17 protein-coding genes are annotated in these 18,632 nt (G+C 67.0%); 10 read left to right on the top strand and 7 right to left on the bottom strand.

What is annotated here, in order from left to right:
- Nucleotides 1-81: 81 nt before the first annotated feature.
- On the top strand, nt 82-960 hold the full coding sequence (locus ACW5E8_RS02200) for a PhzF family phenazine biosynthesis protein (protein WP_456963870.1): 879 nt from the start codon (nt 82-84) through the stop codon (nt 958-960).
- Between the two features lie 122 nt (nt 961-1,082).
- Here the strand turns inward: ACW5E8_RS02200 and ACW5E8_RS02195 are convergent, their stop codons facing one another.
- From ACW5E8_RS02195 to ACW5E8_RS02170, 6 genes are all read right to left on the bottom strand, one after another.
- The gene (locus tag ACW5E8_RS02195; RefSeq protein WP_456963869.1) at nt 1,083-2,759 is read right to left on the bottom strand and encodes an amidohydrolase; all 1,677 of its coding nucleotides are present in this window, start codon (nt 2,757-2,759) and stop codon (nt 1,083-1,085) included.
- A gap of 99 nt (nt 2,760-2,858) precedes the next feature.
- Complete coding sequence (locus ACW5E8_RS02190; RefSeq protein WP_456963868.1) at nt 2,859-3,443, bottom strand: glycine zipper 2TM domain-containing protein; 585 nt, start codon at nt 3,441-3,443, stop codon at nt 2,859-2,861.
- A 12-nt stretch (nt 3,444-3,455) separates the two neighbouring features.
- Nucleotides 3,456-3,587 (bottom strand): hypothetical protein, encoded by a 132-nt coding sequence (locus tag ACW5E8_RS02185; RefSeq protein WP_456963867.1) that lies wholly within the window; start codon nt 3,585-3,587, stop codon nt 3,456-3,458.
- A 141-nt stretch (nt 3,588-3,728) separates the two neighbouring features.
- A complete protein-coding gene (locus ACW5E8_RS02180) occupies nt 3,729-4,163 on the bottom strand; it encodes an OsmC family protein (RefSeq protein ID WP_456963866.1) in 435 nt (144 codons plus the stop codon).
- 163 nt (nt 4,164-4,326) lie between these two features.
- Nucleotides 4,327-4,716: a hypothetical protein gene (locus ACW5E8_RS02175; protein WP_456963865.1), complete on the bottom strand. Its 390-nt coding sequence runs from the start codon at nt 4,714-4,716 to the stop codon at nt 4,327-4,329.
- Between the two features lie 928 nt (nt 4,717-5,644).
- Nucleotides 5,645-9,898: an RHS repeat-associated core domain-containing protein gene (locus ACW5E8_RS02170; RefSeq protein WP_456963864.1), complete on the bottom strand. Its 4,254-nt coding sequence runs from the start codon at nt 9,896-9,898 to the stop codon at nt 5,645-5,647.
- Between the two features lie 247 nt (nt 9,899-10,145).
- Between ACW5E8_RS02170 and fusA the strand changes: the two genes are divergently transcribed.
- The 7 genes from fusA (at nt 10,146) to ACW5E8_RS02135 (ending at nt 15,894) form a co-directional block, all read left to right on the top strand.
- A complete protein-coding gene (gene fusA / locus ACW5E8_RS02165) occupies nt 10,146-12,209 on the top strand; it encodes an elongation factor G (RefSeq protein ID WP_456963863.1) in 2,064 nt (687 codons plus the stop codon).
- Between the two features lie 165 nt (nt 12,210-12,374).
- Nucleotides 12,375-12,764, top strand: coding sequence for an HU family DNA-binding protein (locus ACW5E8_RS02160; protein ID WP_456963862.1), 390 nt, complete (start codon nt 12,375-12,377; stop codon nt 12,762-12,764).
- Nucleotides 12,765-12,892: 128 nt separating this feature from the next.
- Nucleotides 12,893-13,255 (top strand): hypothetical protein, encoded by a 363-nt coding sequence (locus ACW5E8_RS02155; protein WP_456963861.1) that lies wholly within the window; start codon nt 12,893-12,895, stop codon nt 13,253-13,255.
- A 50-nt stretch (nt 13,256-13,305) separates the two neighbouring features.
- On the top strand, nt 13,306-13,737 hold the full coding sequence (locus tag ACW5E8_RS02150) for a hypothetical protein (protein WP_456963860.1): 432 nt from the start codon (nt 13,306-13,308) through the stop codon (nt 13,735-13,737).
- Between the two features lie 69 nt (nt 13,738-13,806).
- Nucleotides 13,807-14,595: a hypothetical protein gene (locus ACW5E8_RS02145; protein WP_456963859.1), complete on the top strand. Its 789-nt coding sequence runs from the start codon at nt 13,807-13,809 to the stop codon at nt 14,593-14,595.
- Nucleotides 14,596-14,630: 35 nt separating this feature from the next.
- Nucleotides 14,631-15,275: a tellurite resistance TerB family protein gene (locus ACW5E8_RS02140; protein ID WP_456963858.1), complete on the top strand. Its 645-nt coding sequence runs from the start codon at nt 14,631-14,633 to the stop codon at nt 15,273-15,275.
- 58 nt (nt 15,276-15,333) lie between these two features.
- Nucleotides 15,334-15,894 carry a DUF1439 domain-containing protein gene (locus tag ACW5E8_RS02135; protein WP_456963857.1) on the top strand — a complete coding sequence of 187 codons (561 nt, stop codon included), beginning with the start codon at nt 15,334-15,336 and terminating at the stop codon, nt 15,892-15,894.
- A gap of 57 nt (nt 15,895-15,951) precedes the next feature.
- On the opposite strand, the gene ACW5E8_RS02130 is transcribed toward ACW5E8_RS02135, so the two are convergent.
- On the bottom strand, nt 15,952-16,452 hold the full coding sequence (locus ACW5E8_RS02130; RefSeq protein WP_456963856.1) for an SET domain-containing protein: 501 nt from the start codon (nt 16,450-16,452) through the stop codon (nt 15,952-15,954).
- A 175-nt stretch (nt 16,453-16,627) separates the two neighbouring features.
- On the opposite strand from ACW5E8_RS02130, the gene ACW5E8_RS02125 reads away from it, so the two are divergent.
- Both ACW5E8_RS02125 and sufB read left to right on the top strand, forming a co-directional pair.
- On the top strand, nt 16,628-17,095 hold the full coding sequence (locus ACW5E8_RS02125) for an SUF system Fe-S cluster assembly regulator (RefSeq protein ID WP_456963855.1): 468 nt from the start codon (nt 16,628-16,630) through the stop codon (nt 17,093-17,095).
- Between the two features lie 17 nt (nt 17,096-17,112).
- On the top strand, nt 17,113-18,585 hold the full coding sequence (gene sufB, locus ACW5E8_RS02120; protein ID WP_456963854.1) for a Fe-S cluster assembly protein SufB: 1,473 nt from the start codon (nt 17,113-17,115) through the stop codon (nt 18,583-18,585).
- Nucleotides 18,586-18,632: the final 47 nt, after the last annotated feature.

Raw genomic sequence — 18,632 nt, 5'->3', positions numbered from 1 at the left:
GCGGCCCGGCACCCCGGGCCGCAAGCATCGACCGCCATCGGCCACGGCTACACTGGCGCGCCCCGCGTTGGAGCTCCCTCGATGCCCGCCTGCCCCTATGTCCAGCTCGACGTCTTCGCCGACCGCCCCGGTGCGGGCAATCCGCTGGCCGTCGTCCCCGATGCCACCGGCCTGAACGACGCCACGATGCAGGCCATCGCGCGCTGGACGCGGCTGCCGGAAACCACCTTCGTCTTTCCCACGCCCACGCCGACCGCGGACTACGCGGTGCGGATCTTCAGTCCGCGCCGCGAAGTGCCCTTCGCCGGCCATCCCAGCGTCGGCACCGCGCACGTGCTGCTCGACCGCGGACTGGTCACGCCGCGCGACGGCCTGCTGGTCCAGTCCTGCGCGGTGGGCGAGCTGCCGCTGCGCGTGGACGGCGAAGGCGCAAAGCGCACGGTCGCGGTGCGCACGCCGCGCGCAAGCGTGGTCGAAGTCGCCGATGCCGCGGATGCGAGGCTTCGCGACGCGCTCGCCGGACTTGCCACCGGCGCGTTGCCCTCTGTGCTGATGGACGGTGGTCGTCGCTGGTGGCTGGCCGAACTGCGCGACGAGGCTGAGCTGCGCTCCGCGACGCCCGACTGGGCGGCGATCACCGCGCTCGCCGAAGCCACCGGCACCATAGGCCTGTGCGTGTTCGCGCGCAGCGAGGACCCGGTCTATTACCTTGCGGTGCGCGCCTGGGTGGGATCACCCGCGCCGTTTGAAGACGTCGCTTCCGGTGCCGCCAACGCCACGCTTGCGGCCTGGCTTGCGGAACGCGACGCCCTCCCCGGCGACACCGGCTTCTACCGCATCAGCCAGGGCCGCGAAGTCGGCCACGACGCCATCATCGAACTGCGCGTGGACGAGGAAGGCGAAGTCTGGTCCGGCGGCCGTGCGCGCAGCGTCGTCAGCGGCACGATCGACTGGAGCTGATCCGCACTCTGTTGTGGGAGCCGCTACAGCGGCGATCGCTCTGCCATTGATCGATCGCGGCTATAGCCGCTCCCACAGTGGCAATCAGATCGATCGCGCTGTAGCCGCTCCCACAGTGGCGATCAATCAGCCTCGAACACAGGCTGCCCATCGACCCAAGTCGAGCGCACCGTGAGCTCGTCGAGCTCGTTGCCCGGAATCGCCAGCGGGTCCTGCCCAAGGATCACGAAGTCCGCGCGCAGCCCCGGCGCTAGGCGTCCGATCTCGTCTTCGTCGAATGCCGCCCACGCCGCGCCCGCGGTGAAGCCGTGCAGCGCTTCGGCCGCGGTCAGCACCTGCCCGGGCAGCCAGCCGCCCGGCGGATGGCCATGGACGTCCTGCCGCGTCACCGCCGCAAGCAGGCCCAGCCGCGGATCGGCGAACTCCACGGGGAAATCAGACCCAAGGGCCAAAGGCACGCCGGCCTCGACGAAGCTGCGCCAGGCGTACGCGCCCGCAAGCCGCGCCTCGCCCAGCCGCGCGCCCGCCCAGGGCATGTCGGAGGTCGCATGCGTCGGCTGCATCGACGCCACCAGCTTCAGTTCGCCAAAGCGCGCGATGTCGCCGGGCGCCACCACCTGTGCATGTTCGACGCGCCAGCGATGGTCGCCGGAGGCATCGGCGCCCAGCGCGCGCGCGTAGGTGTCGAGCACGATGCGGTTGCCGCGGTCGCCGATGGCGTGGGTGGCGACCTGCAGTCCGCAGCCCTGTGCCTGCCGCACCGCGACCTCGAAGGCGTCCTCATCCTGGATCAGCAGGCCGCGATTGCCCGGATCGTCGCTGTAGTCCTCGATCAACGCCGCGCCGCGGCTGCCCAGGGCGCCGTCGATCATCAGCTTCACGCCGCGCATGTCGAGGCGGCCGGAGTCGTGGTGGTAGGCGCCGTCGCGGCACAGCGACTCGATCGCGCCGGCGCCGCGGGAGGCGTAGGCGCGCACGCGCAGGCTCAGCGCGCCGCGGTCTGCGAAGCGGTTCATCAGCGCGAGATCCGCGTCGGAGGTGCCCATGTCATGCACGCCGGTCAAACCGAGGCTGGCGACATGCTGCAGGGCACGCTCGAACGCCCGGTCCTGCCACTCCTCGCCGGGCGCGGGCGCGGCGGCGTAGACCAGGCTCGAAGCGGTATCGATGAAGACGCCGGTGGGCTGGTCGTCCTCGCGCAGTACCCGGCCGCCATCGGGCTGCCAGTCGCCGGACAGGTCGCGGTCGGCGGCGCGCATCGCCGCGCTGTTGGCCCAGGTGGCGTGGCCGTCGATGCGTTCGAGCACCACCGGGCGCTCCGGGAACGCGGCATCGAGCACGGCGGCGGTCGGGAACGCGGTCTCCGGCCAGAGGTTCTGGTCCCAGCCGCGGCCCATCAGCCAGGCATCCGCCGGCATGTCCTTCGCGAATGCCTGCAGGCGCTCGACGATCTCGGCGGTGCTGCGCGCGCCCACCAGGTCGGCCTGCATGAGGGCGTGGCCAAGACCGACCAGATGGGCGTGGGCGTCGATCAGGCCGGGGACCACGGTGGCGTCGCCGGCGTCGATGCGCTCGGCATCGGGATAGCGCGCGGCAAGTTCGGCGGCGTCGCCCACGGCAATGATCCGGCCCTCGGCATCCCAGGCCATCGCGGTCGCGACCGGCATCGCGGCGTCGGACGTGTGGATCCGCGCCGCGGTCAGCAGGCGCTCGCCATCAGCGGCATGGGCTGTCGCGGCAAGCGCGAGCAGCAGGCCCGCGGCGACGGGGGCGATCGGAACGTTGACGAGACGACGCATGCGGCGGGCTCCCTGGATGGACCGCGCCGACTATGTCGGTGATCACGCGGCAGGGCAATGACGCTCCGCAGCACGCCGCTGGTGCGGCCTCGCCGCCGCCTACTCCGGCCGCACGTCCACGCGCACCCGGATGGTGTCGCCGGGGTGGTAATCGGTGCGGGTGGTGTAGCGGCGGCCGCCGTATTCGTAGGTCACGTCGTACTCGGTCACGCCACCGTAGCCGTCATCGGGGTACCGGCCCGAGGCATGACGGTCCGGCACCGGATCGCAGACGGTCACGCGGCCATGGCGGTCGACGCGGTCGCGCTGGCTGGCGTCGTAGATCTCGCGTCCGGCGATGCCGCCCACCATGGTCCCGATCGCCGACGTGGCGTAGCGGCCGGAGCCGCCGCCGACCTTGCTGCCCAGCACCGCGCCCACCACGCCGCCCACCACGGTGGCGACCATGCGCCGGTTCTCTTCGTCGCGGCGATAGCGATCGCCGTCATGGCCGTCGTAGCCGTCCTGGCGGTACGTGTCGCGGCCATACGCGTCGCGCGCGTACCCGTCGTCCCCGTACGAACCGTAGTCGCGATAGTCATCGCTTCCGTACCCGCCGGTGTAATGATCCTCCCGCGTGTAACAGCGCTGCTGCGACGCCGGGTAGCCGCGGGCGCCGTCAAAAACAGGGTCGACGCGCACCACGCGCGCAAGGTCTTAGCCGCCATCGTCGGGGATGCCCGGGCCATTGAGGTTGGCCTGGGGATAGGCAGGCCCGTAGGGCGACTGCGTGGATGCGCAGCCACTGGCAGCGACGAGGGCGATGGCAAGGACGGCGGCACGACGCATGGCAGGCTCCGCGCGCCACCCTGACGCTCGAACGCAACGCTAGGATGTTGGCGTTGACGCGCGGCTGAATCCACACGAGCGCAGCGCCGCGGCGGGAGTCACGTTCATCGCGCCGACAGTAACTGCCCGGCGCTGTGGGACTCAGCCCAGGAGTTCGGCCTCAAGCGTGATCGGCACCGCCGACAGCGCCTTCGAGACCGGGCAGTTCTTTTTGGCGTCGTCAGCGATCGAGCGGAACTTCGCCTCGTCGATCCCGGGCACCTTCGCCTTGGTGAAAAGCCGGATCGCGCTCAGCGTCGGCCCGCCCTCCATCGACAGGTCGACCTCCGCGCGCGAGTCCAGCGAATCCGCCGGATGCCCGGCTTCGGCCAGGGCGTTGGCCAGCGCCATCGTGAAGCAGCCGGCATGCGCGGCGGCGATCAGCTCCTCGGGGTTGGTGCCCTTCTCGTCGCCGAACCGGCTGTTGAAGCCGTAGCGGGTGTCCTGCATCAATCCGCTGGCGGGCGTGCTGATGCTGCCGCGGCCGGACTTCAGGTCGCCTTCCCAGTGTGCGGTGGCCTTGCGTGAAATGCCCATGTCGGATGCTCCGTGAGTGTGCGATCCACTACGGTAGCCGTGGGGTCGTTACGTTGGTGTTCGATTAGCCGCGCGGACCTCGCAGGCAGCCCAAGAGATCGCGTCGGACTCGATCGCACATGTGAATCAGCTTCCCATCTTCGATTCACCATCAAATGCGCAGCTATTCTTCTGAATCACCAGATTTGGCCGAGGGTGAACTGCTTGCGATCTTCCCCCGCCCGTCGTAATTGACGGACGAGGCTCCAGCTAATCCCCGCAACCCAAAGAGGAATAGACCGGTCCCAAAAAGCTGGGCAATCAAACGAGCTGGGCGCAGTTGAGTGTCCCGTGACGCGATTCCGCTGACGTAATCCTGTGATCGTCCCTCGGCAATGGCTTTTTGGGCAAGCATCCTTGTTGCGCCCATGCCGAACATGACCGTTCCGGTAAACAAGGCATAGATGGCAGTCAGCGCCATAACTCGTAGCCACCGCCGCTTGGCGAAACAGATAACGATACCAAGCAAAATCAGCAGGCTCGTGGCTAGAGAGATAATCGTGATTTCACTCATGATCAGGGACACCCGCAACTGACAAGGCGGTTGGCGAGCTCATTCTGAGCCCTTTTCGCCCCTGCGAGAATATCGTCTCGGCTGCCATCATTATCAAAGTTAAAAGGGGTCACTTGAGCGCCGGCGGAAAGAAGTGATGCCGCAGTATCTTCTGCTTGATACCTGACCCCTCCCCAGAGCACGGCCGCAAGACCTCTCACGCCTCCGTAATGCCATCCAGCGTAACCGGCAGCATAGTTCCCAAACTGCGCTCCCGTCATGGTCCTTCCATCATAACTAAATGTAGGATTGCCGGCACGCATTGCGTAGTCGTGAGCGCCGATATTTCCGGCGTTTCGACCAGTGTGGTTCTGAATAGCTTGCCTCGCAGCCGAGACCGGACTTCCAGTACTCATTTGACTGCGAATAGAGTTGAGAATTTCCCGTGTTTCGCAGACTGAATGTGCTTGCAACCCCCACGGGTCGATACGACTGACTGGGTTACCTGCGACATAGGCGTAGGTGTTCAATCCCTTGCTGGAATTTCGACTCTTGCCTACGGCTCTCTAATCTTTGTTCTTGTTTTGAGCAAGTAGTTGTCTTGCCAGCCAAACAGAGCCGACTGCTAGCAGTGCCATTAGAAACATGGCCGCGAACGCTCCGGGAACACCAAATGGCGACCTTGATTCAGGTGGAGGAAGCCATGTGTATATGGCCGTGCCGAGAACTGCGAAGGTGTAGCTCAACGCAGCTATTTGCAGAGAAGCGACGCTTGATCTTAGCGTGCCTATCAGTATCCATATTCCAATCGCTGACAGTAGTGCGCCAACCGCCAGGCCTCCATTAAACATGGATCGCGTTCCTGCCGCGATCCAGCTAGCAGCGAATGCGAGATTAAAAGTCACCACCGCCAAAGAAATGATCTTTGGGCGTGGAAGTTCAGAAATTATCATTTTCCGCACCCGCAATCAGGATCTGATTGTGGCTTATCTACGTTTCCGTCTCGCAGTCCAGCCCATCCCGCATGAATCGCTTGAACCGTGGGGGGCGAATGTGGGTTGGCATTTGTGAGCCCATTAAAAGCCTGATATGCCGGCACAGCCCAAAACATCGAACCCGCAGTTCCAACCCTGCCAGCCCATCGATTTGCGCCTTCGTCTACAGCCACATAGGCAGCCAGATAGTTCTCGGCATTCCTAAGGCTGTTACCTGTATCGGTCCGGGCCTCCCAACCCCTCGCCATCCGATCAGCTTGCGCTGCACCGAGAGCCCCTTCGATCGACCCGGCCTTAGCAACGTAATCCAAGGCTTTGCAATATCCCGCAAATCTTTCGAGTCCGAGCGGATCAAAGTAGTTAACCGGATTCCCCCCGACATAGGCGTATGTGTTCGTTCCGCCCCCCAATCCAATGGGGTCACTTTCCAGATACCGTCCCGTTCGCGGATTGTACGTCCGATTGACGTTGTACCAGAGCCCGGTTTCCCCGTCGTAGTACTGCCCCGGAAAACCCAGGTTCAGCCCCCCGAGACTGTCCAGCGTCACGGTCCGGTCGAACGCATGGTTGCTCGCCCGCCATACCACCGCCTTGGCGCTGTTGGTCACGATCTCCGGGCGTCCCAGGTGATCGGTGTGGATCATGCTCACCTGGCTGCCCTTGATCCTGGCCACCGGCGTGCCGCCTAGCCACACGTAGTGCGTCCAGCTGCCTTGGTGTTCGCCGAGCAGCTGCCCGCCCGGGCCATAGCTGAACCACTGGTTCGCGCCCGCGCCGACCTTCTTGTGCACTCTCTGGCCAAGCGCATTGATCGCGTAAATCGTGGTCACCCCCGCCTTGCTCGCCGTCGCCAGGCGGTTGAAGGTGTTGTACGTATAGGCCGCGCCCTCGCCGCTCAGGGTGTTGCCGTTGACATCGTAGGCATAGCTGGTGGCCCGCTGCCCGGCGATGGCGCCAAGCCGGTTGCTCGACGCGGGCGTGCTGTAGAGATCCGTGGCGCCGCCCCAGGTGTGGCTGGAGCGGTTGCCGTTGATGTCCCATGCAAGGTTCTGGTTCGCGCCGCTCGCCGTGGCCGTGGTGAGGCGTGAGAGGGCGTCGTAGCCATAGTCCTGGGTCAGCGTTGGATTCACGTGGTTGGTGATCTTGCTGATTTCGTCGTGCCCGGTGTATTGATAACCGAGACGTTGCAGATAGGCGCTGCCGTTCCGGGTATTCAGCTCGGTCACGCGGCCGTCAACGTCGTAGCTGATCTCGCGCCTCAAACCGTTGCCCCAGCTCCATGCGACCGCGGGGCCAAACGGCTGGTGGCGCAGCCCGGTGATCACGTTGTGGGATGTGCCACCGACGGTGGCCGTGATCGTGCGCAGCCGTCCGCTCACATAGCCGTACCCGACGCCCACGCCGCCGGGGTAGCCTATCCCCGTCAGCCGGCCAAGGGTGTCGTACGTGTACGCATGGGCGGCTGCGCCGCCGGCGGGCATCGCGCTGCTCTGGCCGGCCAGCCGCCCCTGCGGGGTGTACGTGTAGTTGACGCTTCCGGTCGGGTCGACGACCTGACAGAGCCGCCCCTTGCCGTGCGTGCATGCATCGTAGGCGAGGGTCTGGACCTGCCCGCCCGCCGTGATCGACACGGGACGCCCCAGACCGTCATAGGCAAAGCTGGTGGTGGCCGCGGAGTGCCGGGTCATCTTGGTACGCAGCCCGCCGGCGTTGTACTCGAAGGCCGTGGTCCCGGTATCCGGGCTCGCCTGCGACCACAGCTGGCCAAAGCCGTCGTAGACGTACGACGTGGCGTTGCCGCGCGGGTCGACGACGCTGGTCAACCGGCCGATGCGGTCGTACTGGAAGTTGATGATCCGGTTCAGCGGCCCCACCGACTGGACGACATTCTGCTGCCGGTCATAGGTGAGCGTGGTCACGCGATCAAGCGAATCGGTCATCGTCTTGACGTTGCCATTGGCGTCGTATGTATAACGGACGTCCTGGCCACTCGTACCCTTCACGGCACGAACGAAGCCTGAGGGATCGTATTCGATGAACTGCCGGTAAGTGATCTCGCTTCTAACGACTACCTGGCCGGACCCCGGGTCGGGATCGATGCCGCAGATCGGGTTCGGAATGCACACCAGTTCGTTCCATCGCCTTTCGTTCACGTACTGGATCGGCTCGCCGAACAGGTTGTAATTGATTCCCCCCAATTCGGTCACCAGTCCATCGGTGCTGTTCAATATCTCCCCTGGTTCGGCCGGGCGCGTGGTGGAGACCCACGCCAGTCTTCCGTGCTGGGCGTAGCCATACGTGTAGACCTTTCCATCCGGGTGCGTGACCTTCTTCGGTTGGCCATGCGAATTGTTCTCATGGATGGTGGTGGCCGTGGTGCCGTTGATGTGGTCCTTGCGCGTCAGGAGACTCCCGCGGGCGTCGTACGTGAAGTCCGTGATGGCGCCATTCGCATTCACCACCCGGCCCGGGATGCCGAGCGCGCTGTAGTTCGAATAGGTCGTCGTGTGATTCAGGCTGTTCCTGACCGAAGTCGGATTGCCAGCCGTGTCGAAGGTGTAGACGATCGCATCCGCTGACCCTGCGACCGGGCCGTCGATGGTGGCCGTGGCGACGAGCCTGCTCGGGTGGACGGTGTAATCGTAGGAAGTGACCTGCGTGCTGTCGGGGATCCCGTGCGAACTCCGGTTCTTCACTGCGACCGACTGCAGCAGATGGCGCCGCGGATCCGCGTCGGGATAATAGGAGTAGCTTGTCTCGGAAATCGGCTCGGCGACCGACGCGCCGAAGACCTTGACCTTGAGCAGCCGGTCCGGGTTGACGGGATCCCACTCGTACTGCGTCACCTGGCGCTGATCGGTCTCGCCAGCGGGGCCGATGCCGGCGATCTTCTGGATGAGCCGGTCACTGGCGTTGTAGCTGTACTGAGTTTTCACGTCGTAGGCATCGAGCTCGAAGTCCACGTTTCCGTGGATGTCAAAGCTGGTGTAGCGCTGCCACCCGGCGGGGCACGCGCCGCTGGCCGGGCGCTCGATGCCGATGATGCGCCTGCTGCCGTCGAGTTCGTTGACGAGATACTTGGTGGTCTGCCCCAGTGCATTGCCGACGCTGACGTGGTCCGGCCCGTAGGTGAACGAGCTGCTGTCGAAATCGCCATTGCCGAGCCCGGACTTCTTGACGCGGCCATCGGGGTGGTAGCTGTAGCGGCTGTATCGCACACCATCGACGGTGATGCCGGTCACCCTACCGAGAAGCGCCGCGTCTTCGTAATGGTAGGTTCGCGTGCCAAGGCTGTCTGGATACGTGACGCTGCTCAGGTGCACGCCGGCGTAACCGTAAGTGTACGTCTTGCCGTTCGGGGCCGTGACCGTGTTCACGCGGTTGCCGGACCAGGTGAAACCCATGCTCCGTCCGGAAGAATGCGTGACCGAACTCAGCCGATTGCTGCTGTACGCATACTGGTTGCCAACGCCCCGCGCATCGAGGATCGAAACGGCCTGTCCGTGTGCGTTGTAGGTCTCGATGCCACCATCGGCATTGGTCAGCACCCAGCTGGTGCCGGACTTGCCGAGGGTTGCGCCGTCCTCATTGCTCCATATGCCTGCGCCCGCAGGGTCGAACTTGCGGCCCGCGCCCGGGCCATAACGGACCATGATCGAAAGCAGATTGCCGCTCGCGCTGCAGGCCATGGGCCCGCCCAGCCACCCCTGGCAGGTCTGCCCCGCATATTCGAACGCGAGCGAGTACTCGATTGTCGACGCCCATTTGGCACCGAAGATGCCCGTACCGCTCCGCGTGCTCCGGTAGGTGCGCAGCATCGACAGCGTGCTTCCGGGTTGGCCTGACGCGAAATCAAGTTCGTTCAGCAGCTTGACGCCGGTGGCAATATCGACCGGGTGCGCAGTGGTGCCTGCGGCAGGCGTCCCACTGCTCCCGCAGGGATCCTCGTTGGAATCGTCGGCGCCGACAGCGGCGACCGGGCCTAACGCGCTCGGATTGAACCCGAAACCTCCGAAACTCAGCGAAATGTTGATACTGATGGGTACAAAGGGAACGCCCCGGACCGTGACACGTTCCAGATCGTGCGGGGGCTTCTCGGGTTCCTCATCGAAGAAGGCACCGGCCGTTGGCGCAAAGCAGGTCAGCAGGCAGGCCGCGAGTGCGAATGAAGCCGGTCGGCGGCCCCTGGAGCGCGCGCGATCATCCATGGGACCAACCCTGCATGCGTTACCCGACATTTCCCATCCCCTGGAGCCAGCGTGCTGCCTGGCTGATTAGCCCTCCTACTGCGCGCTGTCAATGCCTGCGCGGATGCTGCGTCGCAACGCGACGCCCGTGCGGGGGCCGCGCTACTGTTGCGATCCGCCATGACCGCCCGCCGCGCGCAGGCCCGGTCGCAACACGCGACGGACAGCCATGACGTCCTTTCCGCCCAGCCAAGGGAGAAACGGACCCATGTCCCATGCCACCCCAGACATCCGCAACGTGGCCCTCGCAGGCCACCCCGGCGCCGGCAAGACCACGCTCTTCGAAGCCCTGCTGCATGCCGGCGGCGCGATCCAGGCGGCAGGCAGCATCGAACGCGGCAGCACCGTGTCCGACTTCGATCCGCAGGAGCGAACGCGCGGGCACTCCATCGACGCGGCCATCGCCGGCATCGACCACCGCACGAGCGACGGCACCCGGGTCCACGTCAACCTGCTCGACACGCCGGGCTATCCGGACTTCCGCGGCCCGGCGCTGTCGGCGCTGTCGGCGGTGGAGACCGTGGCGGTGGTGGTCGACGCCGATGCCGGTATCGGCCACGGCACCCGTCGCATCATGGAGCACGCGGGGAAGCGCGGGCTGTGCCGCGCGATCGTGGTCAACCGGATCGACGCCGAGGGCGCGGACTGCGCGCGCCTGCTCGACGAGCTGCGCGAGGAGTTCGGTCCCGAGGTGCTGCCGGTCAACCTGCCGGCCGAGGGCGGCAGCCGCGTGGTGGACTGCTTCGCCGGCAACGGTGGCGACAGCGACATCGGCCCGGTGGCCGACTGGCACCGACGCATCCTCGACCAGGTGGTCGAGGTCGAAGAATCGGTGATGGAGCACTACCTCGACGGCGGCGAGCGCGCGCTCGGCCGCGACGAACTGCATGACGCCTTCGAGCAATGCCTGCGCGAAGGCCACCTGGTGCCGGTGTGCTTCGTCTCGGCGCGCACCGGCACGGGGCTGCGCGAATACCTCGACATCATCGCCACCCTGTTCCCGCATCCGGGCGAAGCGAATCCGCCGCCGTTCACGCGCGGCACGGGCAAGGACGCGGCAGCGGTGGCCTCGCGCCCCGACCCGGACGCACACGTGATCGCCGACGTCTTCAAGATCATCAACGACCCCTTCGTCGGCAAGCTCGGCGTGTTCCGCGTCCACCAGGGCACGGTGAAGCGCGACCAGCAGCTGTTCGTCGACGACGGCCGCAAGCCGTTCAAGGTGGCGCACCTGTACCGGATCCAGGGCAAGGACCACGTCGAGATCGACCAGGCCGTGCCGGGCGACATCGCCGCAGTGGCGAAGGTGGAGGAACTGCACTTCGACGCCGTGCTCCACGACAGCCACGACGAAGACGACATCCACCTCGAAGCCATGGCCTGGCCGCGTCCGATGTTCGGCCTGGCCGTGGAAGCCGGCAGCCGCGGGCAGGAGCAGAAGCTGGCCACGGCGCTGCACAAACTGTCCGAGGAGGATCCCTGCTTCCAGGTGGAGCACGATGCCGAGACCAACGAGACCGTGGTGCGCGGGCTGTCCGAACTGCACCTGCGCATCCAGCTCGAACGCCTGCGCGAGCGCCACGGCGTGGACGTGTCGACGCGCCCGCCGCGCATCGCCTATCGCGAAACCATCACCGCCACCGCCGAAGGCCACCACCGGCACAAGAAGCAGACCGGGGGCGCCGGACAGTTCGGCGAGGTCATGCTGCGCGTCGAGCCGCTGCAGCGCGGCGCGGGCTTCGAGTTCGTCGACGCGGTGAAGGGCGGCACCATCCCCGGCCAGTTCATCCCGGCGGTGGAAAAGGGCGTGCGCCAGGCCCTGGCCGGGGGCGCGGTGGCCGGGCATCCGATCCAGGACGTGCGCGTGATCGTGCACGACGGCAAGCACCACCCGGTCGACAGCAAGGAAGTCGCGTTCGCGGCGGCGGGGCGCAAAGCCTTCCTGGACGCGGTGGGCAAGGCCTCGCCGAGGGTGCTCGAGCCGATCGTCGACCTGGTGGTGACCGCGCCGGAAGCGCACATGGGCGATATCAGCGGTGGCCTGGCCGGCCGCCGGGCGCGCATCCTGGGTACCGATTCCACGCGCGGCGGCGACATCGTGGTCAAGGCGCAGGTGCCGCTGTCGGAGCTCGATGGCTACCCCACGGAACTGCAGTCGGCAACCGCCGGACGTGGCCGATATTCGCTTGATTTCAGCCATTACGAGCCTGTTCCCGCACAGCTGCAGCAGAAGCTCGCCGAGGCCTGGCACCCACACCAGGACGACGATTAGGTGCCCCGCGCCCGGACATCGAAGCACCCTCCACAGGGACGACAGGCTGGAAAGATGCGGTTTTCCCCTGCTTTCCCACTTGGCGTGGCCCCGGGCATGCCCTACATTGCGCTTGCCGACGGGGTCGGCCGACATCCCATCACCGATAAACGGAATCACACTCAAATGGCGAAGAAAGCAACCAAGGCGGCCAAGAAAGCCGCCCCGAAGAAGGCCGCCGCTGCGAAGCCGGCCGCACCCAAGCCGATCAAGGACGCCCTGACCAAGTCGGGCCTGGTCTCCCACATCGCCGAGTCCACCGGCCTTGCCGCGAAGGATGTCCGCGCGGTGCTGGCCTCGCTCGAGGGCGCGGTGCACGGTTCGATCAACAAGAAGGGCATCGGCAGCTTCACCCTGCCCGGCCTGCTGAAGATCACCTCGGTCAAGGTCGCGGCCAAGCCGAAGCGCAAGGGCATCAACCCCTTCACCAAGGAAGAGCAGTGGTTCGCGGCCAAGCCGGCTTCGGTGAAGGTCAAGGTGCGTCCGCTGAAGAAGCTCAAGGACGCCGCGGCCTGACCGCAGCTTCCCGCCTGACGAAAAGACCCCGCAATCGCGGGGTTTTTTCTTTTGCGGCGCGACAGCGATGACGCGGCCCGCATCATGGATACGGCATGCTCGGTCTCCGACGATCGACCGGATCATGCATGCGTCCCGATATCCCCGAAGGCCGGCAGCCGCGCGACTACGCCCGGCCGCTGCGGTCCACGCTGACGTCCGTTGCCGTGCTCGCGCTGCTTGGTGCAGCGGCGTACTGGTGCTGGCACCAGCCCTTCATGGCCAAGCCGCGGCTGCTCTGGGAGCTGTCGCGGATGCCGCCGCCCCCGGCAGTGGCGATGCCGGTCGACGGCGTTGCATCCCGGCGGGTCGCCGATACCTTCGGCGCACCGCGCGGCACCGATCGCAGTCATGACGGCGTGGACATCTTTGCTGCGCGCGGGAGACGCCGCGGGTCCCGCCCCGTCCGCGGATGCCCCGCCGTGATCGACGCGGTGCCCGGGCGGCGCTAGGCTCTGCGCATCGCGCGGCCGCTTCGCGTCGCACAGATGGGACACGAGGCATGGACAAGCGTTTCTGGATCTGCGGAATCGTGGTCGCCGCGGCGGCGCTGCTGCTCGGCGTGATCGTCCACGGGCTGTTGCTGCGCGCCGACTACCAGGCATTGGCCACGCTCTACCGCACGCAGGAACAGGCCAACGCGCACGCGGCGTGGATCCTCCCCGCCTATCTCACCCTCGGCTTGGCGATGACCTGGCTTTACCGACGCATGCCGGCGAGCGATGGCGTCGACCTCGGCCGTGGCGCGCGCTTCGGGCTCGCGGTGGCGCTGGTGTCCTACGTGCCTTGGCACGTGCTCGCCTTCGTCGGCCAGCCGTTGCCGCTGTCGTTGATGCTGCGGCAGGTCGCGTTCGACCTGGTGGCGATGGTGCTGTTGGGGATGCTGCTGGCCTGGCTGCAGCCGCACCGGCGCGTCCTGGAGTCCCTGCCCTGACGCATCGGTGACCGGGCCTTCATCCGCCGGGCGTATCGTTGCCCGACCTGTCCACCGCCGGTGCCCCCCATGCCTTCCTCCCTGGTCCGGTTCTCATCCGCGTGCCTTTTGCTGTTCGCATTGGCGGCCTGCGGCGAGCGCGAATTCGAACCGGTGGTCGCCGTGGAAGAGAAGCCCGAACCGCTGCCTGCGCCGCTGCCGGCGGCAGGCCCGGTGACTGCAATACCCGGCGGCGCTGGTCCCGACGCCATCGCCGCGAGGGGCGCCGCGACCTCGACCGATGCGACGGGCCCCGCGGCGCTGGGGGTGATCACGCCAGTACCCGGACAAGCTCCCGCCGGCGATGCGGACCCGGCCGGCGTGGCCACGGCTTCCGACGGGTCGGGCGCTGCCATCGCCTTCGCCGAAGGCCCCCTGCCTCCGCTCGAGGACAATCCGGAGACGGGCCTCGGCGCGCCGCCCACACCTCCGTCCGGCCCGGCAAATCCATCCGCATCCGGCGAAGAGGACGCCGTCGCCGCCGTCAGCGCCTATTACGACGCCCTGCGGCGCGGCGACCTGGCGCGCGCGTACGCCGCATGGTCGGACGGCGGTCGCGCCAGCGGGCGCACTCCCGAGCAGTTCGCGGCCGGCATGGGCGACCTCGCCATCGCGTCGGTGTCCCTGGGTGAGCCGGGTCGCGTCGAGGGCGCGGCCGGGAGCCGCTACGTCGAAGTCCCGGTCACCGTGACCAGCCGCGGCAGCGACGGCCGCGAGGTCCGCCAGATCGGCAGTTTCACCATGCGCAGTTCGCAGGTGGAGGGTGCGTCGCGCGGCTGGCACATCGCCTCGGCCGAACTGCGCGAACTGCAACCCTGACCCACCTTTTCCCTTCCCTCCCCCTTGGACACTCCATGAACCTGCAAGGCTTCCTCGACCACCTCCTCAAGTCACAGGCCGGCACGTCGGCGCCCGGCACGCAGGCGCCGCTGGGCGGCCTGCTCAACGCCGACTTCGGCAAGGGCGCGATCACCGGCGGCGCGCTCGGCCTGCTGCTGGGCAAGAACAAGACCACGCGGAAGCTCGCGACCTATGGCGGCCTTGCTGCGATCGGCGTCATGGCCTATCGGGCCTACGGCGACTACAAGGCGCAGCAGGGCGCCCCGGGCGTGCAGCCGCAGACCGTCGACCGCCTGCCACCGCCGCAGGCCGCCCTGCACAGCGAGGCCATCCTGCGCGCGCTGGTCGGCGCCGCGAAGGCGGACGGCCATATCGACGAGCGCGAGCGCGGGGTGATCGAGGGCGAGTTCGCTCGCATGAACCCCGGCACCGAGGTGCAGCAGTGGCTGCATGCCGAGCTGGCCAAGCCGCTCGATCCCGCCGAGGTCGCGCGCGCCGCGACCACGCCCGAGATCGCGTCGGAGATGTATCTCGCCAGCCTGATGGCGGTCGACGAACAGAATTTCATGGAGCGCGCCTACCTTGACGAACTCGCCCGCCAGCTCGAGATCGACGATGCGCTGCGGCAACGCCTGGCCAGCGAGCTCGACCGTGCCTGAGGCGCACCTGCCGCGCGGCACGCGCCTCGTTGCCGCGGCATCCTCCGGGATGCCTCACATGCCCGCCGCCCTGCGCCTGTCTGTCCTGGCCATGCTCGCTGCGGTGCTTGCCGCCTGTTCGACGCTTGGCGTGGTCTCGGCATGGCTCAACGGCGAGGTCGCCTACTCGCCGGCGCAGCTGCAGCGATCGCTCGACCACCGCTTCCCGCGCAGCTTCGACAAGCTCGGCGGGCTGGTGTCGGTCACGCTGGCCAATCCCCGGCTTTCGATCCCGCCGGGCGAGTCGCGCCTGCGGCTGGAGTTCGACATCGGCCTGGGCGCGCTTGGAAGCCAGGGGGCCACTACCGGCCGGGTCGCCGTGGCCAGCGGCCTGCGCTATGACCCGGGCACGCAGGGCCTGCACCTGCAGGACCCGGAACTGCTGCGGCTCGACCTGCCCGAGTCGGGCGCGCTGCTCGGCAGCGGCGCGCGTAGCATCGTCAACGCACTCTTCGCCGAGTACGCGCGCAGCGAACCCGTGTACCGGCTTGATTCCGACCTGCTCGCCAGGATGCCGGCAGGGCGGCGCATCGACCGGGTCGTCATCGAACGCGGCACCGCCGTCGTCCATCTCGATTGACGGCCGGCCCGCGCGCGGGCGCCGGCCGACTCGCCGCGGAGACTGCGTGCGGGTGCCTCAGCGCTTGGGCTGGAGCATCGTCCCGGTGCAGTTGGCCGCGCCGCAGCGGCAGCCCCAGAGCTTCTTCAGCTTCGGCGTGTGGCGTTCGTCCAGGACGATGCCGTAGTTGTAGGTCAGTTCCTCGCCCGGCTGGATGCTGCGCACGGCCTCGATGAACACCTTGTCCTTGTGCGGGCGACCCTTGTCGTCTTCTTCGACGACGGCCTCGCAGTTGGGATCGCAGCTGTGGTTGATCCAGCGCGCGACGCTGCCCTTGATGTTGGCATCGATGACGTAGTCGTCGTTGAGCGTGAACAGGAAGGTGTGCCCGTTCTCGTCGAGCTCGCCGTAGTCCTCGTCCACCTGCTCGTGCGTGCGCAGCGCGCCCTTGTAGCGAATGATCCGCTCGCCCTTTTCAATGGCTGCGGCGGCGAACACGCCGTTGCCGTGGATCTCCGACTCGCGGGCCTCGATCTTCTCGCTCTTCTTTCCGGGCTTGCCCTTGCTGCTCTTGGCCATCGGCTTTGCATCGTCTCGCGTGGAAAGGAGGCATTGTGGTGCAAGCGCCCACGTTCTTCCATCGTGCGGCCCCGCCGACGGAACGCTGCTTCCACGCCCGCGCATGAACGGCCCCCTTGGACGGACCGGGGCGAAAGCGTACAATTTCGGTCCTGATTGAAGGACCCACGCACCCATGCTCCGCGTCACCCGCCTCACCGACTACGCCACCGTGGTGCTCACCGTGCTTGCCGCGGAGCCTGATCGCGTGCTGAGCGCGGTGGAGCTCGCCGAGCGCGCCGGGCTGGAGCCGCCCACGGTCAGCAAGGTGTTGCGTCCCCTGGCCCAGGCGGGCCTGCTCGAAGCCTTCCGCGGCGTGCATGGCGGCTATCGCCTGTCGCGCCCGCCCGGGGAGATCAGCCTGATCGCCATCGTCGAGGCCATGGAAGGACCGCTGGCAATGACTGAATGCAGCCTGGAGGACACCAGCTGCGGCATCGCCAGCCAGTGCGGCGCGCGCGCCAACTGGCGGCGCATCAACGACATCGTCGCCGATGCGCTGCGCAACGTCAGCCTGGCGCAGATGCTCGAGCCACCACCCCCTGATTCCGCGGTCGGCCCGGTTGCGCCCAAGCGCATCCCCGCCCGCCTCGCCACCGTTTGAACACCCAGGCAGCCCCCATGGCCACCCAGATCGAAAACCCCATCGAAGAACCCGTCGCCAACCGCGAGATCCACGAGCAGCTCGGACGTCGCTACGAGGCCGGCTTCATCACCGACATCGAGTCGGACTCGCTCCCGCCCGGCCTGGACGAAGACACCGTCCGCGCCCTGTCCGCGATCAAGGAAGAGCCCGAGTGGATGACGCAGTGGCGCCTGGCGGCCTACCGCCACTGGCTGACCATGCCGGTGCCGCACTGGGCCAAGCTGTCGATCGCGCCGATCGACTTCCAGGCGATCAGCTACTACTCCGCGCCCAAGGGGCCGAAGTACGCGTCGCTGGACGAGGTGCCGCAGGAACTGCTCGACACCTACGACAAGCTCGGCGTACCGCTGCATGAGCGCGCGAAGCTTGCCGGCGTGGCCGTGGACGCGGTGTTCGACTCGGTCTCGGTCGGCACCACCTTCCGCAAGGAGCTGGCCGAAAAGGGCGTGATCTTCTGTTCCATGTCCGAGGCGATCAAGGAGCATCCGGAGCTGGTCCGGAAGTACCTCGGCACCGTGGTGCCGACGGGCGACAACTACTTCGCGGCGCTGAACTCGGCGGTGTTCTCGGACGGCTCGTTCGTGTTCATCCCCAGGGGCGTGCGCTGCCCGATGGAGCTCAGCACCTACTTCCGCATCAACGCCGGCCACACGGGGCAGTTCGAGCGCACCCTGATCATCGCGGAGGAGCGCTCGCACGTGTCCTACCTCGAGGGCTGCACCGCGCCGATGCGCGACGAGAACCAGCTGCACGCGGCGGTGGTCGAACTCGTCGCGCTCGACGACGCCGAGATCAAATATTCCACCGTGCAGAACTGGTACCCCGGCGACGAGAACGGCGTCGGCGGCATCTACAACTTCGTCACCAAGCGCGCGGAATGCCGCGGTGCGCGCAGCAAGGTGATCTGGACCCAGGTCGAGACCGGCTCCGCGATCACCTGGAAGTATCCGAGCTGCGTGCTGCTGGGCGACGATTCCTCGGGTGAATTCCACTCCGTGGCCCTCACCCACCACCGCCAGCAGGCCGATACCGGCACCAAGATGATCCACCTCGGCAAGCGCACCAAGTCGAAGATCATCAGCAAGGGCATCAGCGCCGGCCACGGACAAAACACCTACCGCGGGCTGGTGAAGGTCGGTTCCGGCGCCGAGGGCGCGCGCAACTACACCCAGTGCGACAGCCTGCTGATCGGCAAGACCTGTGGCGCGCATACCTTCCCCTATATCGAGGTGAAGAACCCGAGCGCGACCGTCGAGCACGAAGCGACGACTTCCAAAATCAGCGACGACCAGATGTTCTATTGCCGCAGCCGCGGGCTGGGCGAAGAGGATGCGGTCAGCCTGATCGTCGACGGCTTCTGCAAGCAGGTCTTCCGCGAGCTGCCGATGGAGTTCGCGGTGGAGGCGAAGAAGCTGCTCGAGGTGAGCCTGGAAGGCTCGGTCGGCTGAGGCGCGAGCCTTCGCGCCCGGCGGGCGGTCGCGGCCATGGCCGCTCC

The sequence above is a fragment of the Luteimonas sp. A649 genome, assembly GCF_054072735.1.
Note: the sequence above shows the minus strand (reverse complement) of the source record. Positions and strands in the feature narration are given on the sequence as shown.

Bases quoted from the DNA above. Each gene is read 5' to 3' on its own strand.
- ACW5E8_RS02150 (WP_456963860.1), top strand. From the start codon at position 13,306: ATGGACAAGCGTTTCTGGATCTGCGGAATCGTGGTCGCCGCGGCGGCG.
- ACW5E8_RS02200 (WP_456963870.1), top strand. From the start codon at position 82: ATGCCCGCCTGCCCCTATGTCCAGCTCGACGTCTTCGCCGACCGCCCC.
- ACW5E8_RS02175 (WP_456963865.1), bottom strand. From the start codon at position 4,716: ATGAGTGAAATCACGATTATCTCTCTAGCCACGAGCCTGCTGATTTTG.
- ACW5E8_RS02170 (WP_456963864.1), bottom strand. From the start codon at position 9,898: ATGGATGATCGCGCGCGCTCCAGGGGCCGCCGACCGGCTTCATTCGCA.
- ACW5E8_RS02180 (WP_456963866.1), bottom strand. From the start codon at position 4,163: ATGGGCATTTCACGCAAGGCCACCGCACACTGGGAAGGCGACCTGAAG.
- ACW5E8_RS02140 (WP_456963858.1), top strand. From the start codon at position 14,631: ATGAACCTGCAAGGCTTCCTCGACCACCTCCTCAAGTCACAGGCCGGC.
- ACW5E8_RS02160 (WP_456963862.1), top strand. From the start codon at position 12,375: ATGGCGAAGAAAGCAACCAAGGCGGCCAAGAAAGCCGCCCCGAAGAAG.
- ACW5E8_RS02155 (WP_456963861.1), top strand. From the start codon at position 12,893: ATGCGTCCCGATATCCCCGAAGGCCGGCAGCCGCGCGACTACGCCCGG.
- ACW5E8_RS02130 (WP_456963856.1), bottom strand. From the start codon at position 16,452: ATGGCCAAGAGCAGCAAGGGCAAGCCCGGAAAGAAGAGCGAGAAGATC.
- ACW5E8_RS02185 (WP_456963867.1), bottom strand. From the start codon at position 3,587: ATGCGTCGTGCCGCCGTCCTTGCCATCGCCCTCGTCGCTGCCAGTGGC.
- ACW5E8_RS02195 (WP_456963869.1), bottom strand. From the start codon at position 2,759: ATGCGTCGTCTCGTCAACGTTCCGATCGCCCCCGTCGCCGCGGGCCTG.
- ACW5E8_RS02125 (WP_456963855.1), top strand. From the start codon at position 16,628: ATGCTCCGCGTCACCCGCCTCACCGACTACGCCACCGTGGTGCTCACC.
- fusA (WP_456963863.1), top strand. From the start codon at position 10,146: ATGTCCCATGCCACCCCAGACATCCGCAACGTGGCCCTCGCAGGCCAC.
- ACW5E8_RS02135 (WP_456963857.1), top strand. From the start codon at position 15,334: ATGCCCGCCGCCCTGCGCCTGTCTGTCCTGGCCATGCTCGCTGCGGTG.
- ACW5E8_RS02145 (WP_456963859.1), top strand. From the start codon at position 13,807: ATGCCTTCCTCCCTGGTCCGGTTCTCATCCGCGTGCCTTTTGCTGTTC.
- sufB (WP_456963854.1), top strand. From the start codon at position 17,113: ATGGCCACCCAGATCGAAAACCCCATCGAAGAACCCGTCGCCAACCGC.